The sequence below is a fragment of the Agathobaculum sp. genome (assembly GCF_022775115.1).
GTDB lineage: Bacteria > Bacillota > Clostridia > Oscillospirales > Butyricicoccaceae > Agathobaculum.
On the sequence record NZ_JALFLA010000036.1, the window covers coordinates 1 to 15,196 of the forward strand.

General features: G+C 54.2%; 13 protein-coding genes, 1 tRNA gene and 1 pseudogene. 8 read left to right on the plus strand and 7 right to left on the minus strand.

Annotated elements, in window-relative coordinates; genetic code table 11:
• The first annotated feature begins 107 nt into the window (after positions 1–107).
• Together MR935_RS04740 and MR935_RS10785 are read left to right on the plus strand one after the other, a co-directional pair.
• A complete protein-coding gene (locus MR935_RS04740) occupies positions 108–1,016 on the plus strand; it encodes an IS3 family transposase (protein WP_290571505.1) in 909 nt (302 codons plus the stop codon).
• Between the two features lie 21 nt (positions 1,017–1,037).
• Positions 1,038–1,352: pseudogene (locus MR935_RS10785) on the plus strand (tyrosine-type recombinase/integrase); the annotation flags it as partial.
• Between the two features lie 237 nt (positions 1,353–1,589).
• On the opposite strand, the gene MR935_RS04745 reads toward MR935_RS10785, so the two are convergent.
• Both MR935_RS04745 and efp read right to left on the minus strand, forming a co-directional pair.
• Positions 1,590–1,665 (minus strand) — tRNA-Val (locus tag MR935_RS04745).
• Between the two features lie 34 nt (positions 1,666–1,699).
• Positions 1,700–2,263, minus strand: a complete 564-nt coding sequence (gene efp, locus MR935_RS04750) for an elongation factor P (protein WP_290571507.1) — start codon at positions 2,261–2,263, stop codon at positions 1,700–1,702.
• A gap of 280 nt (positions 2,264–2,543) precedes the next feature.
• Between efp and MR935_RS04755 the strand changes: the two genes are divergently transcribed.
• Positions 2,544–3,854 carry an alpha-amylase family glycosyl hydrolase gene (locus MR935_RS04755; RefSeq protein WP_290571509.1) on the plus strand — a complete coding sequence of 437 codons (1,311 nt, stop codon included), beginning with the start codon at positions 2,544–2,546 and terminating at the stop codon, positions 3,852–3,854.
• Between the two features lie 60 nt (positions 3,855–3,914).
• On the opposite strand, the gene MR935_RS04760 is transcribed toward MR935_RS04755, so the two are convergent.
• Together MR935_RS04760 and MR935_RS04765 are read right to left on the minus strand one after the other, a co-directional pair.
• Positions 3,915–5,993: an S-layer homology domain-containing protein gene (locus MR935_RS04760; RefSeq protein ID WP_290571511.1), complete on the minus strand. Its 2,079-nt coding sequence runs from the start codon at positions 5,991–5,993 to the stop codon at positions 3,915–3,917.
• Positions 5,994–6,061: 68 nt separating this feature from the next.
• Positions 6,062–6,859: a YlmH family RNA-binding protein gene (locus MR935_RS04765; protein ID WP_290571512.1), complete on the minus strand. Its 798-nt coding sequence runs from the start codon at positions 6,857–6,859 to the stop codon at positions 6,062–6,064.
• Positions 6,860–6,955: 96 nt separating this feature from the next.
• Here MR935_RS04765 and MR935_RS04770 point away from each other — a divergent pair, with 96 nt between their 5' ends.
• Complete coding sequence (locus MR935_RS04770; protein ID WP_290571514.1) at positions 6,956–7,930, plus strand: biotin--[acetyl-CoA-carboxylase] ligase; 975 nt, start codon at positions 6,956–6,958, stop codon at positions 7,928–7,930.
• A gap of 26 nt (positions 7,931–7,956) precedes the next feature.
• On the plus strand, positions 7,957–8,493 hold the full coding sequence (locus tag MR935_RS04775) for a hypothetical protein (RefSeq protein WP_290571516.1): 537 nt from the start codon (positions 7,957–7,959) through the stop codon (positions 8,491–8,493).
• 66 nt (positions 8,494–8,559) lie between these two features.
• Here MR935_RS04775 and MR935_RS04780 read toward each other — a convergent pair whose 3' ends face one another.
• The gene (locus MR935_RS04780) at positions 8,560–9,384 is read right to left on the minus strand and encodes a 4Fe-4S binding protein (protein ID WP_290571518.1); all 825 of its coding nucleotides are present in this window, start codon (positions 9,382–9,384) and stop codon (positions 8,560–8,562) included.
• Positions 9,385–9,559: 175 nt separating this feature from the next.
• Entirely contained in the window at positions 9,560–11,218 is a 1,659-nt protein-coding gene (locus MR935_RS04785; RefSeq protein WP_442863013.1) for a ribonuclease J, read from the minus strand.
• 691 nt (positions 11,219–11,909) lie between these two features.
• On the opposite strand from MR935_RS04785, the gene MR935_RS04790 reads away from it, so the two are divergent.
• From MR935_RS04790 to MR935_RS04800, 3 genes are all read left to right on the plus strand, one after another.
• The gene (locus tag MR935_RS04790) at positions 11,910–12,614 is read left to right on the plus strand and encodes a 3D domain-containing protein (protein WP_290571519.1); all 705 of its coding nucleotides are present in this window, start codon (positions 11,910–11,912) and stop codon (positions 12,612–12,614) included.
• A gap of 78 nt (positions 12,615–12,692) precedes the next feature.
• Complete coding sequence (locus MR935_RS04795; RefSeq protein WP_290571520.1) at positions 12,693–13,220, plus strand: transcription repressor NadR; 528 nt, start codon at positions 12,693–12,695, stop codon at positions 13,218–13,220.
• A 135-nt stretch (positions 13,221–13,355) separates the two neighbouring features.
• Positions 13,356–13,910 carry a hypothetical protein gene (locus MR935_RS04800; RefSeq protein WP_290571521.1) on the plus strand — a complete coding sequence of 185 codons (555 nt, stop codon included), beginning with the start codon at positions 13,356–13,358 and terminating at the stop codon, positions 13,908–13,910.
• A 329-nt stretch (positions 13,911–14,239) separates the two neighbouring features.
• Here MR935_RS04800 and MR935_RS04805 read toward each other — a convergent pair.
• Positions 14,240–15,196: hypothetical protein (locus MR935_RS04805; protein WP_290571522.1), on the minus strand; the 957-nt coding region annotated here is incomplete at its 5' end.

The following is a 15,196-nucleotide window of genomic DNA, read 5'->3' on the forward strand; positions in this document are numbered from 1 at the left end:
AAGGATCAGGATAAAGAAATCCGTCGTCTGAAAGAGGAAAATGAATTTCTCGAGGAAGCAAGTGCTTTTTTCGCAGCCAGCCGTCGGAAGTCAGCAAGAACCAAAGAATGATGTTTATTGCCATAAAAACGGAAGACGGCGTGATTAAGGGAAAACTCTCATTCTATTGCCGGATGCTTGGTGTCAGCCGCCAGGGATTCTACAAATATCTTGCGAATAAAGATCGACCCTGGAAATATCAGGATCTCGCAGATGCTATGAGAGCGATCCATGCTGAGGATGAATGCAATGATACATATGGGCGTATTCGCATGTATCAGGCGCTTCTCCTTAAAAATCCGGAAGGGCTCAAGATCCCCAGTGAGCGAACTGTCTACAGAGTAATGGATGAAATAGGCCTTAGCCACCGACCGAAACATAAGCCGAATGGCATTACCAAGGCTGATCGGGAAGCTCGTAAGTCAGATGATCTTCTGAAGCGGGATTTCAAATCCGATAAGCCACTTGAAAAATGTGTAACTGACATTACAGAGATCAAGGCTAAAGATGGAAAACTGTATGTTTCAGCTATCTTTGACTGCTTTGATTCCAGCGTCCTTGGGCTGGCAATGGAAACCAACATGAAAGCAACTCTGTGTGAGCATACCCTGGACAATGCCTATCTGGCATATCCTGGTCTGCGAGGCGCTATTGTACACTCAGACAGAGGAACACAATATACCAGTGAAATCTATCGTAAGACACTTGCTAAATACGGCATGATCCAAAGTATGAACAGTGCTGGTGGCAGGTGCCATGATAATGCCCGATGTGAAAGCATGTGGGCCAGAATGAAGAGCGAGCTTCTCTATGACCGCTACAATACGGAGACTATGACCATTGAGGAACTGAAGGTTCTCATTTGGAGATACTTCATCAGTTACTGGAATAACAGGAGAATCTGCTCTGCCAATGATGGACTTCCTCCGATAGTCCAGCGTCAGAGATACTACCAATCTCTCGAATTGGCTGTATAGGCAGTGATATCTTTCAGATAAATGTGTCAACCAATATTGACAATATCACAGCGAAAAAAAGACAACGAACTGATCTTCACAAACCGAGACGGCGGCATGATGTCCCAGCAAAAGATACGGCTGCTCTGGGCCAATGTAAAGCGTGAGTGGGATATTGCCATGGGTGCGACGCTGTACCGCAATCAAATCATTGCCCATGCGTTGGATCAGTCAATTAGTCCGCATTATCTCCGGCACACCTATGCATCTTCGCTACGAAGACAGCGTTTTGATCTCAAGACTGCCCAATATCTGCTCGGCCACGAGGATATCCGCACCACTGCAAACATCTATACTCATATAGATGACCGAGACATACTCGCCACCAGAGATGCTATGTATGGCGACCTGAAAAGGCTATACCGAATCCTAAAAAGGCGCAAAAAGGGTGACCCCTCGTTGACCCCTCATTCGGAAAAAAGCGGCCAAGTGTCCGCAAAAACCGAAAACCAATATTATAACTTTTCCGTCACAAAAAGTTATGTAAAAGCTCATAAAACAATAAAAATCCGCCCTTTTCAGGGCGGATTTGCATGGTGGACATTGACGGGTTCGAACCGCCGACCTTCCGCACGTCAAGCGGATGCTCTTCCAGCTGAGCTAAATGTCCATGAAAGGGATAACATCGTCATCCCTATATTTTGTTACTTTGCGCGGCCGAGATACTCGCCGGTGCGGGTGTCAATCTGGATACGCTCACCCGGCTCAATAAAGAGCGGTACACGAATCTCTGCGCCGGTCTCTAATGTAGCGGGCTTGAGCGTATTGGTTGCTGTATTGCCCTTGAAGCCGGGATCAGTCTCTGTGACCTCCAATTCAACAAAAAACGGCGGCTCAACAGCAAATACATTGCCCTTATAAGAGCAAACCTTTACAACGTCGTTTTCTTTAACAAAACGAAAGTTGTCGCTCAGCGTATCCTTGCTAATCGGAAGCTGGTCGTAGGTCTCTGTATCCATAAAGTAGTAAAGATCACCGTCTGCATACAGATACTGCATGTCCTTGCGCTCAACAAAGGCATCTTCAAATTTATCGGTCGGATTGAAAGAACGCTCGGTAACAGCACCGGTGATAACATTCTTCATTTTCGTGCGGACAAAAGCGGCACCCTTGCCCGGCTTAACGTGCTGGAACTCAATTACCTGAAGAACCTGACCGTCAAGCTCAAAAGTTACACCATTGCGAAAATCGCCTGCAATTACCGGCATATATATTCCTCCAAAGAAGTTATCCTTGTGTCATGCCGTTCTACCGGAACAGCGCTTATTTAGTATAAGCCATATTTCCTGTTTTGGCAAGAGGAAATTTCAATTTTCCTCAAAAAATTTTTCTGCGCTATTTTGCACCGCCCTATTCTCACCTTGCCGTTATATATGAGACATACGATGCGGTGTATACCCGAGGAGCGATCTGTTCATACGCTCTTGTTTTTTCAGCAAAATATAGTATACTGGTATTACACTCTACTGGATAAAGGGGTATCAAATCATGTGGGCTTATCAAAGCGTATTCTATCAGATCTATCCGATCGGCTTCTGCGGCGCACCGCGCAGCAATGACGGACAAACTGTGAATCGCATCCGCAAAGCGGGTGACTGGGCGGAGCACATCGCGCGCCTTGGCTGCGACGCGGTATACTTCTCCCCCATTTTTGAAGCAGACAGCCACGGCTATGACACGCGCGATTTTCGCAAGGTGGACTGCCGCCTCGGCACCAACGAGGATTTTGCCGCCGTTTGCCAAACGCTGCATGAGCACGGCATCCGGGTCGTTCTTGACGGTGTATTCAACCATGTCGGCCGTGGCTTCTGGGCCTTCCGTGATGTGCAGGAGAAAAAATGGGACTCCCCTTATAAAGATTGGTTCCACCTCTCCTTTGACGGTAACTCCGGCTATAACGATGGCTTTTGGTATGAGGGCTGGGAGGGGCATTATGAGCTGGTCAAGCTCAACCTACACAACCCCGCCGTCATACAGCATATTTTTGACTGTATCCGCCTTTGGGTAGAGGAGTTTGATATTGACGGTTTACGTCTCGATGTGGCCTATTGTCTGGATAAGGACTTTCTTCGCCAACTGCGTGCCTTCTGCGGCGGACTAAAGCCGGACTTCTTCCTTGTCGGAGAGCTGCTGCACGGAGATTACAACCAATTTGTCCGCGATGATATGCTGCATTCCTGCACCAACTACGAGTGCTATAAGGGCCTGTATTCCTCGCTCAACAGCCTCAACCTCTTTGAGATTACGCATTCGCTGCTGCGGCAGTTCGGGCCGGAGAACTGGACGCTCTACCGCGGCAAGCATCTGCTTTGCTTTGCGGATAATCACGATGTCACCCGCGCTGCCTCCATCCTGCAAAACAAAAAGCATCTGCCGCTGATTTACGCGCTGCTGTTCGGTATGCCCGGCATTCCCTGCATTTACTACGGCAGCGAGTGGGGCGCGGAGGGCGTTAAGCAGCAGGGTGATGATGCGCTGCGGCCGTCCTTTGACGAGCCGCTGTGGAACGAGCTGAGCGATTGGATCGCCGCGCTTGCCAAAGCACATCGGGAAAGCAAGGCACTCTGCTGCGGCGACTTCAAGCAGCTTGTGCTGACCAACAAACAATGTATTTGGGAACGTGTGTATGAGGAGGAGCGTGTGCTGATTGCGGTGAACATAGACGACGCGCCCTACACCGCGCATTTCGACGCGCGCTGCGGGCAGGCAGTCGATCTCATCACCGGCGCACCGCACGACTTTGGCGGCGGCAGCGAGTTGCCCCCTTATTCGGCTTATTTCTGGAGATGCGAGCGGTGAACCTAGATCCATAAACAATAAAAGCAGCCACGCCCAAGCGTGGCTGCTTTTTTTGCTCTCTCAGCTTACATAATCAACGACCAAAATGCAGACCGAATCGTCCGACATGGTCACATGAAATTCGATATAGCTTTTTGATATGCGGTATTTTTCCAGTGTGGACTTCTTCAGCGTCAGCGAGCGCGCACCGATCTCAAAATCTACCCCGGCGTTCAGCGCATACTCCTCATTGTTTTGTATGGCCGATACGCTCTTGACGGTAAGTTGGTCAAGCGGCAGCGGGAACGCCGGCTCGGACGGTGCATAAGTATCATACTCGGCTATGTAGATCGTTTGGCCGCTCGGTGTGGAGTCGGTCACCGTCAACTCGATCAGGCGCTGCTCGCCATTTTTCAAATCAACCGTGATCGTATAGACACCCTGCCGCAGCTGCGCGAGTAAGCCGCGCCGCAGCACCAGCGCGCGCCGTGCGCTGTCGAAGCTGAAATCCAGCTGACTCATGCCCAGCACAACGTCAAGAATATCTCCGGCCGCATTGACACCCTCAAGCTTGACCGCCATATCCTTAAAGTCATTCGCTTTGTAATAACGGTCAAAGGATAGTGGGCTGGCGTTCTTCTGCGCGCTGCTGTCGCTCACTGTAACCATGACCGTGGTGGTCGTCCCGTCCGACAAACTGAGCACAAGCGTGTGCTTGCCGATGCCCAACGAGCCAAGAAAAGCCGGCAGCACTTGGATGCCGCGCGGTGCCGCCACATAATCGGTGGACGGGGACAGTGTCGTACCGCCTCGCTGCACGGAGGAAACTGTTTTACCGGACGGTAGGGAAAGCATAACGCCCGTACCCAATGCAGACAGGTCGCTTCGATCGACCTCGATATTAGACGGCGAGACACCGGCCTTGCTCGAAGCGCTGACAGTCTGCCCACCGATGGTTGCGCGCACACCATCAGCCAACGTATAGCCTATCACAGCCACACTGCTGGCGAACGATACGCCGCCATCCTGAATATCGGCCTGATAAATCGAGCCATAGCCTGTGATCGATGCCGGGCGGCGTGTTGTCAGATGGTAAATATCCGTGCTGGCCGCCGTGCTGACCGTCGCCTCGCTCACCAGATCCAGTTCGGTCACGGCGGCGTCCAGCGTAAGCGAAACGCGCTTGTCGCCGTTTACGGTAATCGCAGTATAACCCTCGCCGGTCAGTCCCTTTTCATACATGGTGGCCATGGATGCCACATCGGTCTGGGCGATTGCTGTCTCGCCTGTCGCGGTGGTTTGCAGCAGCCGTCCCATCGGGGACGAGAGGATCATATGGTCGCTGATCGTGTTGACCATTGCGACGGTGCCGCCCGACACGATGATCGAGCCATTGACTTTCACGTTGGTCAGCGTGACCGCGTTCGCACCTAACCCCTCGGTCAAATACAGGTCGCCTTCGATCGTCGCGTCAGACAGCGTGCAGTTTTCCGAAATGGTCACGTTGGTCGTATCGCTTTTGAGGTCGGCGCCGGTATAGGCCTTGCCGGCTGTGGACAGCGCCGTACCCATGTAATAGTACAGGATCTTGGCAACCTCCCCGCGTGTGACCACCCGCCCCGGCTGGAAGGAGCCGTCCGCATAGCCGGCGAGGAAGCCCTTGTCCGCCGCTGCCTTGATGTAACCCGCACTCCAATTGGATATCTCTTTCTTATCGGTAAACGGCAGATCGGACGGCGAGATATCGCCCACATCGGCCTTGAACAGACGACCGATGACGACCGCGGCCTGCTCGCGGGTGATCTTACCTTCCGGCTCCATCTTATTGTTCCCCACGCCGTTGATGTAGCCATATTTGGTGGCGATCTGCACGGTTTCATAATACCATGCGCTGCTCTTAACATCGGTATAGTTGATCGCAGCCTTTTCGGTAAAGTGGAATGCACGGTTGATGTAGCGCATGAACTCTGCGCGCGTCATCTCCCGGTCTGGCTCGTATTTGCCGGTTGTCGCGCTGGGATTGATAACACCTTCGTCATCCAGATAGCGGATGAATTTCTGCGCCCAATGGTTGTCGATATCGGATGCGGCCAGTGCCGCCGGCATCATCGAAACCAGCATCACAACGCATAACCATGCGGATACCATCCGTTTTTTCATATCATACACCCCTTATCAGACTATTATTAGTATACCATGCCCGAATGTATTTGACAACTGCCATTCTCTCATCCGGTTTTTGCAAACCGCACAAACAGCCTGCCCTTTCGGCTGACCCCGCCGAACGCTTCGATGCGCGCGCGTCCCAGTCCGCGCACGGTCAGCCGGTCGCCCTCGGCCACCGGCCGCTCAGGCTTAAGGCACGGCGTATGGTTGACAAACACCAGCCCGTGCTCGATCTTTTCCTGCGCCTGCTTACGGCCAAGACCGAAGATGAGCGCAACCACACTGTCCAGCCGCGGCGAGGCAACCGAGCCCGTCCCCTCCTTTTCGGCGGCTGCGGCCACGCGCAGCGCAAAAAGCGGCTCCTTTGTCAGTGATATCTGCTTTCTGCCTGCTTTGGCAAAATGCAGCAGAATGAAATCGGCCATATCCTCCAGCACAAGGATATCCGCCCCCTCCTCGTGCACAAGAATGTCGCCTACGACCGAACGGTCGATCTGTAGTCCCATCAGCGCGCCCAAATAGTCCCGATGGGTCAGCGTATCCTCCTTGCGCTTGCGCGCGCGCAGCAATGCGACAGGCGCAGCCTGCACCGCAGCCTGCTCGTCCAGATAATCGGGATAGAACAGATATATGCCGCGCTCGGCCTCCTCATAACCGCCCCAGAACACTGCATACCCGGCCGCGCCGGACAGACGCACCGCCTCCGTACAAAGCGCGCGCTCGTTTAAGTCCAGAAATTTGGTATGAGTCAGATAGCCGCGCGTCTGGCAGGTCTGCGCCTTGTCAAGCAGTCCGGCCAACAGCAAACGGTCGTCAGCCGTGCGCGCCAGCGCGGCCATTATTTCGTTTTTACTTTTCAATGGGCAAATCACCCCTTTTCCCCATTGTACTATTTCGCGGTTTCGTTTACAATATGATTGTTAAAATTCTTTGCTTGATAAAGGAGGCTGCTGGCGATGGCAGTAAAAGATACAGTGCTTCGGGCGCTGGAGGAGGCCCGTGGCCAGCGTCTGTCCGGCGGACTGCTGGCTGCACAGCTGGGCGTTTCCCGCGCGGCGATACACAAGGCCATCGGCTCGCTGCGGGCGGATGGCCTTGTCATCCACGCCGTGCCCGGCGAGGGCTATTATCTGGACGCGAATGACGATAGTCTGACCGCTGCGGGTGTTTCTGCCCTGCTGGATACCGCGCACATCGGGCGCGAGCTGCTCGTTGTTCCCACGATTACCTCGACCAATACCGTGATGAAAGAGCAATATCTCGACCGTGCACACGGCTTTACCCTGATCGCCGAGACACAGACCGATGGGCGCGGCCGCCTTGGCCGTTCCTTTGTCTCGCCCGCAGGCACGGGCGTGTACCTGACCACACTGCTGCACCCTACCCTGCCGGTCAACCGCATCCAGTTCGTCACCATCGCGGCGGCGGTCGCCGTGGCCGAGGCGATTGAGCAGACTGCCGGCTTTGCCCCGCAGATCAAATGGGTCAACGATGTGTTGATGCAAGGCCGTAAGCTGTGCGGCATCCTGACCGAAGCGACCATCGAGGGCGAAAGCGGAACGGTCAACTCGCTTATCGTCGGCATCGGCGTCAACCTGCGACCGCATCCCGCATGGTCGGAGGATATCCGCGCCATTGCAGGCGCGCTGCATGATTTTGGCACGGTTCCGCGCCGCGCGGTATTATGCGCAGCTATTCTCTCCCGCTTTGAGCGCGCATATGAGGCGCTGACCGGCGGGCACGAGGCAGACCTTCTGGATGCCTACCGCGCGCGGCTGTGCTGCATCGGCAAGGATGTCACCGTCATCTCTCCCGCCGACCGGTACGAAGCCTTGTGCATCGGTCTCGATGACGAGGCACACCTGCTCGTCCGCATGGGGGATGGCAATATCCGGGCTTTGTCCTCCGGCGAGATTAGCATCCGCCTGTAATCTATTTTGCAAAGGAGTGTTTGTTTATGTTTCAAACCGCAGCGGGTGTCACGGTGCCCTTTCCCGAACAGATTAAGGAGCAGTACCGGCTCGACGAGGATAGCCTGACACTCAACCTGAGCTTTGAAAAGCTCGCTGACTTTATCCGGGCCTTTTATGCGGTGCTGGACGAGCCGCTCTTTCTGGCCGTTCACCCGGATGCCGAGGCAGACGAGATCTGGTATCTTGACGGCATGACACAAGCGCAGCTCTCCATGCTGCTTGACGGCTACGGCGAGCTGCTGTATCAGGACGGACTTTCCTCCTTCGCCATTGGCTCGCTCACGACCAGCGAGGAGATCTTCGTGCAAAAATACAAGGTGATCTCGGTATACAGCCCGGATATCGAGCGCTTTCTGCCGCTGCTTTCACGCTTCGGCGTGGCGCGCACTAATGCGCTGACCACCGTGTGGGATACGTTTTCTCCCGAGCATCCGGGCGTGGCGCAGCGGCTTGTGGTCGATGATATGACCATCCCCGATATGATACGGGAAATGCAGAAAATCGGTATGTACAAAGGCTGACGTATGCACGTCAGCCTTTTCTTCGCGGTATTCGGTTGGCGAGGCCGCGCCGTTTAGTGCCGATTGTCAAGCTAAGTACAGCCGGTTGACCGCGCGGCGCTGGTAGGTCTCCTCCAAATCGGTCTTGTGATACAGATAATCGGGATCGTCAAAATATTTTGCCCCGCGCGGACACTTTTTGACACACGCACCACATTTGATGCAGATACCCGTGGTTTCTTTCACATTGTCTGGATTGATCGCCCCCATCGGGCATATGCGGGCACATAGTCCGCCGCAGTCGCACAGGTCATTCGTCTTTGGCTTTACCTTGCGGATATCTGCGACCCTACCGCCCTCCACACGCGGCTTGTAATAGACGCGCTCCTCCTTGGAACGGCCATCCACCGCGATGGGCGGCGTATTCTCCCCCACCGCAGCGAGCAGCGCAGCCGCCCGCTCTCCCAATGTACGCGCCTCGGACAGATCGTCTGCGTCCGGTCGTCCCGCGCCAAGCGTGGTGGAAAAAGAATGCTCACACGCGAACGCGCCCGCCGCAAAGGGATGGAAGCCGTTATCGAGCAGGATATCACGCAGCTCGCACAGGGAATCGTCAAACGCACGGTTTCCAAAGGTGACGACCGGTACGGCAGCCGCGCCGTTACCGCGCACCGTTGCCAGATATTTCAGAAGCACATTGGGTACACGGCCAGCATAGGTCGGCGTACCAAAGATCACCAGATCGTCGTCCTGAAAGTCTGGCGCGCTCTGCCGCGCCGTCGGCAAGGTAAAGTCATACCGCTCCACCGGCAGACCCAGCTTTTCCCCGGCGGCGCGCGCAACTGCCATCACGATTTTTTTCGTTCTGTCCGTCGCGCTCCAATATACCGCCCACACCCGATTCACCTGCATATATTCCGCTCCTCTCCGTTATGCCATTATTATAATAAGTATAACAGATAAGAACGCCCCCGTCAAAGCCTTGCTGCGCCGATGCGACCGAAAATAAAAACAGGCTCGGAAATCAAATTCCGAGCCTGTTTCAACGCGATATACTTTTTCGTCTGCGCCAAAAGCGCGGCTTCCATCATATTTCCATAATGATCGGCAGCACCATCGGACTGCGCTTGGTCTTTTTGAACAGATAATCGCTCACATCGCCCTTGATGGCCGATTTCAGGCTGTTCCAGTCGCGTGATCCCTGCGCCGAGCAGCGGTCGAGCGCCGCCTGCGAGATGGTGCGCAGCTCCTCCATCAGCGCCTCAGCTTCCTTGACATAAACGAAGCCGCGCGAGACGATATCGGGCCCTGCGATGACTACGCCTGTTGTTGCGTCCACGGTAACAACAACGACCAGCAAGCCGTCCTCGGACAGATGCTTGCGGTCACGCAGCACGGCGGTGCCGACATCACCGATGCCGAGACCGTCGACCAGCAGACGCCCTGCGGGCACGGGATTGCCCAGGCGCGCCGAATGCTCGCTGATTTCGACCGGGCGGCCGATCTCGGTCACCAAAATATTCTTGGGGTTGACGCCCATTTCACGCGCCAAGCCCGCGTGCTGCATCAGCATACGGTATTCGCCGTGTACAGGGATAAAGTACTTCGGCTTAACCAGTCCCAGCATCAGCTTGAGATCCTCTTGACACGCGTGGCCGGACACGTGGATGGCGGCAGAGCGGTCGTAGATGACCTCCGCCCCCTGCTTGTACAGTTCATTGACCATATTGCTGACCGATTTTTCATTGCCGGGTATCGCAGAGGCCGCGATCAGGATGCGGTCGCCCGCGTTGACCTCTACCTGCTTATGGCTGCCGTAGGCCATGCGGTACAGGGCGGACATCGTCTCGCCCTGTGAACCGGTGGAGACAATGATAAGCTGGCTGCGCGCATAGCGCCGGATCTCTCCAATGTCGATCATCACGCGTCCGGGGTCGTTCAGATATCCCAGCTCGGTCGCCACCTTGGATATCTTCTCCATACTGCGGCCGCAAACCGCCACCTTGCGGCCGGCCTTGGCCGCGATATCCAATATCTGCTGCAAACGCGAAACGTTAGACGCAAATGTAGCGATGATGATACGCTGATCGCTTTCCAAAATAAATTTCTCAAGCGACTGGCCAACGATCTTCTCGCTCGGCGTATAGCCTGGCCGCTCCACGTTGGTCGAGTCGCTCATCAGCGCGAGCACGCCCTTTTTGCCCAGCTCGCCAATACGCACCAAGTCGATCATCTCACCGTAGGCGGGCGTCAGGTCGATCTTAAAGTCACCCGTGTGTATCAGCACACCGAGCGGCGTTGTGATCGCCAGTGCGACGGAATCCGCGATAGAGTGGTTGGTATGGATAAACTCTACCTTAAAGCAGCCGAGCTTGATAGTATCGCCCGCGCGCACATGGTTGAGCTTCACCTTCTGCGGCATCCGGTGCTCGGAGAGCTTGGTCTCGATGATGCCGCAGGTCAAGCGTGTGGCGTAAACCGGCGCATTGCATTCCCGCAGCACATACGGGATAGCACCGATGTGATCCTCGTGTCCATGTGTGATGACGTAGCCGCGCAGCCTGTTCAGATGGCGCTTGAGATAGGCTGTATCCGGGATGACCAGATCGACGCCCAGCATGTCGTCATCCGGGAAGGCCACGCCGCAGTCGACGACGATGATATCATTGCCATACTCGATAACCGTCATGTTCTTCCCGATCTCATTGAGACCGCCCAGCGGTATGATTTTCAATTTTTCTTTCATGATCGTTATATCACTTTCCTTTTTTGAATGATATGTAGGTTGATAATAAGGTTAACGCGGCACTCTGTCCGCTTTCAAAAGGCCGGCCTGTTATCCCGTGCGGCAGCCTTTATTTCACTGAAATCTGCAAAGAAAGCGGCAGTCCGGTTTCCGTCCGGTCAGGCAGGCATATCCCTACGCAAACTGCAAACACTTACGATTAGCATACCACAGGCGCTCCCGCCTGTAAAGAAATTTTTGACGCCGCAGGGCATCTGTGCCGCTGCCCGCTGTTCCCTATCAGTATCGGCAATCGCACGTCAGGATATACCGTCTTCCCTTAAAATGCAAGAGCACTTTCCGCCGCTTGCAAGCGCCCGCCGCTGCCGGATATTCCGCGCCTCTCCCCTGCGCTGCACGGCGGACACATATGGCGCACAATAAGCGGCCGGTAGTTTGCGGTTTGGTGCGGTTCTTGTCAAATTTTCTGCATTTTTCAGCGGATCATACAGGCGTCGCCCTAATTGCACACTTTTATTGAGCACATTGCACACACTTGCGAAAAAAGGTTTGACAAATCCCAGCCGGTGCAGTATGATTGTTACAGATCGGCAACAGATCGAATACAAAACAGTAACAACCCGAAAACGAATCGTTCATTGCGATACCGCGTCACACGCGGCGTTTTCACGACGAGTTTAGGAGTGTAACCATGTCTTTTTCTCTGCGAAAGCACGCATCTCAGCTGATTGCCGCGGCGCTTGCCGTCGGCACTATCGCAACGATCGGCGCCGCCGCTCTGGATCAGCCGGTCGCTGTGCTCTCCTCCAATCTGAATTCCTCGGTCGGTACGGTGCTGACCTCGGAGGAAATCCTCTCTGCTGAGCAAGCGCTCTCAAAATCCAAGGCTGTGGCAGATACCAAGGCAAACACTGCCGCCAGCACCAAGGCCAACACTACTGCCGCTGCAAAGACGGACGATACTACGAACACCAAGGTTGATGTGGTATCCAAGGCCGAGGCTGATGCCCTCGCTTATAACGACCTGCTGACCGCGCCGATCAACGCCAAGTCGGTCGCGTATTCCTCCGACTTGCTGGCCACCGACTTGATCAAGAGCAGGGCCACGGCGATGGGCAACTACAAGTTGACTTTCTATTGCCCCTGCGAGATATGCAACGGCCATTCTCATGCGACGACCGCCTCCGGCACGACCATGACCGAAGGCCGCACGATTGCGGTCGACCCCAGTGTCATCCCGCTTGGCAGCCGCGTGTATGTGGACGGCTACGGTGTATTCATCGCTGAGGACACCGGCGGCGCGATCATTGGCAATAAGATCGACATCGGTGTGTCTTCCCATACGAGGGCATATGAGCTTGGCATCAAGTATGCGGATGTCTATCTGCTCGGCTGAATGAAAGACGATTTTGGGCTGTGCACTTGCACAGTCCTTTTTCTTCATGCTATGATAGGAAAAAGGAAGTGACCGATCATGAACGCTGCAGAACGACGCACCAAAATCACATATCTGCTCACCGAAGCCGAAGGGCCGCTCTCCGCAACCGCACTTGCCGAAAAATGCGGTGTCAGCCGTCAGGTTATCGTGGGTGATATTGCGCTGCTGCGCGCCGGCGGGCTGCGTGTGCTGGCTACCCCACGCGGCTATGTGCTGGAGCACGCCTCCCCCCTACCCTATGCTGCGTGCAGCGTGGTTTGCCGCCACGATGGCGCTCGTCTGCGTGAGGAGCTGTATACGGTCGTTGATTTGGGCGGCGCGCTGGTTGATGTGACGGTCGAACACGCGGTATACGGTCAGCTCTGCGCACCGCTGCATATCTTTTCTCGATTTGACGCGGATGTATTCTGTGACAAAATAGAGACGCCCGGCGTCCACCCTCTATGCGATCTGACCGGCGGCATTCATCTGCATACCCTGCGTGCAGCCGACCAGCAAACGCTCGACCGGGTGGTGCAGGGACTGGCATATCGGGGTTTTTTGCTGACGGAGGACAAGCCTTAGGGAAAAACGCGGGACACGAAAGATGTCCCGCGTTTTTCAATATGCCATATTACTATTTTTACATATGTCTTGACATATATTTTTGTTTGCGGTATACTTGTCACAGTTAACAAAAAACAGGAAAGGAATTTGATTATGACAAAAAACAAAAGCCTGCACCAGCTGGTGTTCGCCGGTGTGCTATGCGCGGTGGGTATCGTTGTTCCCATGTTTATGCCCAAAGTGGTGCTCGGGCCTATGTCGTTTACGCTAGCAAGCCATGTGTCCATCTTTTTGGCCATGTTCATCTCGCCTGCAGTGGCTGCGGCTGTCTGCATCGGTACAACAGCCGGCTTCTTCTTTACCACCACGCCAGTCATCGCGCTGCGTGCGGCCTCCCACATCGTCTTTGCGCTGGCCGGCGCGTGGTATCTGCATTTTCGACCGGAAACCATCCGCAAGCCTCGCAGCAGCCTTGCATACAATGCTGTCGTGGCGCTGGTTCATGCTGCGTCCGAGGTGATCGTGGTCACTCCGTTCTTTTTGGGCGGTTCACTATTTAGCCCGGAGCAGCTTGCCAACGGCTTTATGATGAGCGTGCTGCTGCTGGTTGGCGTTGGTACCGCCATCCACTCGATGATCGACTACACACTGTCCGTACTGATCTGGCGGCAGGTAAATCACGCCCTTGCCACAAAAAAGCCCGCCTGAGCTCATCCAATAACGGCACCCCATACCGCTGTGTGGGGTGCTGTTTCTTTGTGGCTCGAGCGGAGCAGGGCGAACAGAGTGCGAATGAGGCAGAGACAAACCGCACGACCTGTCGCATTACTGTAAAATCTGTTTTTTTGCAGTTTATATAATACAACTGTGTTGGGTTTTCAGATACGCTCTAGTCAAAATTTACTCGTGATATTTGCGCTGAGGAGCATCATCAAAAAAGTTTTTCAGCTCCTTTCATGGTACTCCACAAGGAAAACAGGAATAACGCACAAGACGGAGACACTAATCTTTCGTGTCTCCGTCTTGTGTTACAGAGCTCATAATAGCAGACTGGAGAAGTACTCCGCTATATCTACCGGGAGAGGATATACAGTGTATGTGCGAGTGGAGTCCGTGTGAGACTGCTTCCATGCTTCAGCTAAACAAAGATGTCCATCGTACACCACCAAGGAAATCCAATCTCGGTTCGCTACCATATCGGTGCTGATACTGACCATGGAATACTCTTGCATTTTGCTTCCAATAGGGACAGTAAATTCCACCGCCTGCTGCTCTGCGAGCTGAAAGGCTCGCAGAGCGGCTATTTGTTCTCTATCGGGCTGCGGGGAAAGGAGGGTATAACCCCCCTCTCCTTCCTCGTTATAGTCATGGAGATACCACTGATAATGGGCGTCATCGCCATACCACATCTGCGCATAGGCCAGCTGATCAGAGCGGCACCATAAGCGGCGATTGATACCATCGTCCCGGATGATATCCAAATTCGGGGTATTTTCCACAGCAAAGTAATTACCTCGGTTGTAATAGCCAAAAAAACGATCCCAGCCAGAGCTGATATCCCAAGAGAAAACTGCCTCGCCTTTAGGAGTCATAGAAGAATAGCCTACATCCAGCGGTTCATAGGTCACTCCGTCCACGGTGAAAGCCCCTTTCTGATAACCTCCCTCCACCATCCTACCGGTGTCTATATAGTCTCTGAACATGGAAGAATTAGCCGAGCGGAGGAACAGCCAGTAGCCGACGGGCAATGTGCAAATTACTGCGCCCAAAGTGAAAAACACGCCGGTTATGATAGTAAGATACCTTTTCGGCCTTCCCTTTTTCTTGCTGCGATGACGCAGAAAAAGGAAAATCAGCCCCAACAGGAGAAAAGAGCCCCCTATGCACAGCAGTAAGAACATCAGCCCCATAAAGAGAAGAGCTCCCACAGAAAATCCCCCTCCCAACACTACTGACATCAGAATAGCACAACATTCGCCGAAAGGCAAGATTGG

Bases quoted from the DNA above. Each gene is read 5' to 3' on its own strand.
- MR935_RS04785 (WP_442863013.1), bottom strand. From the start codon at position 11,218: ATGAAAGAAAAATTGAAAATCATACCGCTGGGCGGTCTCAATGAGATC.
- MR935_RS04740 (WP_290571505.1), top strand. From the start codon at position 108: ATGATGTTTATTGCCATAAAAACGGAAGACGGCGTGATTAAGGGAAAA.
- efp (WP_290571507.1), bottom strand. From the start codon at position 2,263: ATGCCGGTAATTGCAGGCGATTTTCGCAATGGTGTAACTTTTGAGCTT.
- MR935_RS04760 (WP_290571511.1), bottom strand. From the start codon at position 5,993: ATGAAAAAACGGATGGTATCCGCATGGTTATGCGTTGTGATGCTGGTT.
- MR935_RS04755 (WP_290571509.1), top strand. From the start codon at position 2,544: ATGTGGGCTTATCAAAGCGTATTCTATCAGATCTATCCGATCGGCTTC.
- MR935_RS04775 (WP_290571516.1), top strand. From the start codon at position 7,957: ATGTTTCAAACCGCAGCGGGTGTCACGGTGCCCTTTCCCGAACAGATT.
- MR935_RS04800 (WP_290571521.1), top strand. From the start codon at position 13,356: ATGACAAAAAACAAAAGCCTGCACCAGCTGGTGTTCGCCGGTGTGCTA.
- MR935_RS04795 (WP_290571520.1), top strand. From the start codon at position 12,693: ATGAACGCTGCAGAACGACGCACCAAAATCACATATCTGCTCACCGAA.
- MR935_RS04780 (WP_290571518.1), bottom strand. From the start codon at position 9,384: ATGCAGGTGAATCGGGTGTGGGCGGTATATTGGAGCGCGACGGACAGA.
- MR935_RS04790 (WP_290571519.1), top strand. From the start codon at position 11,910: ATGTCTTTTTCTCTGCGAAAGCACGCATCTCAGCTGATTGCCGCGGCG.
- MR935_RS04770 (WP_290571514.1), top strand. From the start codon at position 6,956: ATGGCAGTAAAAGATACAGTGCTTCGGGCGCTGGAGGAGGCCCGTGGC.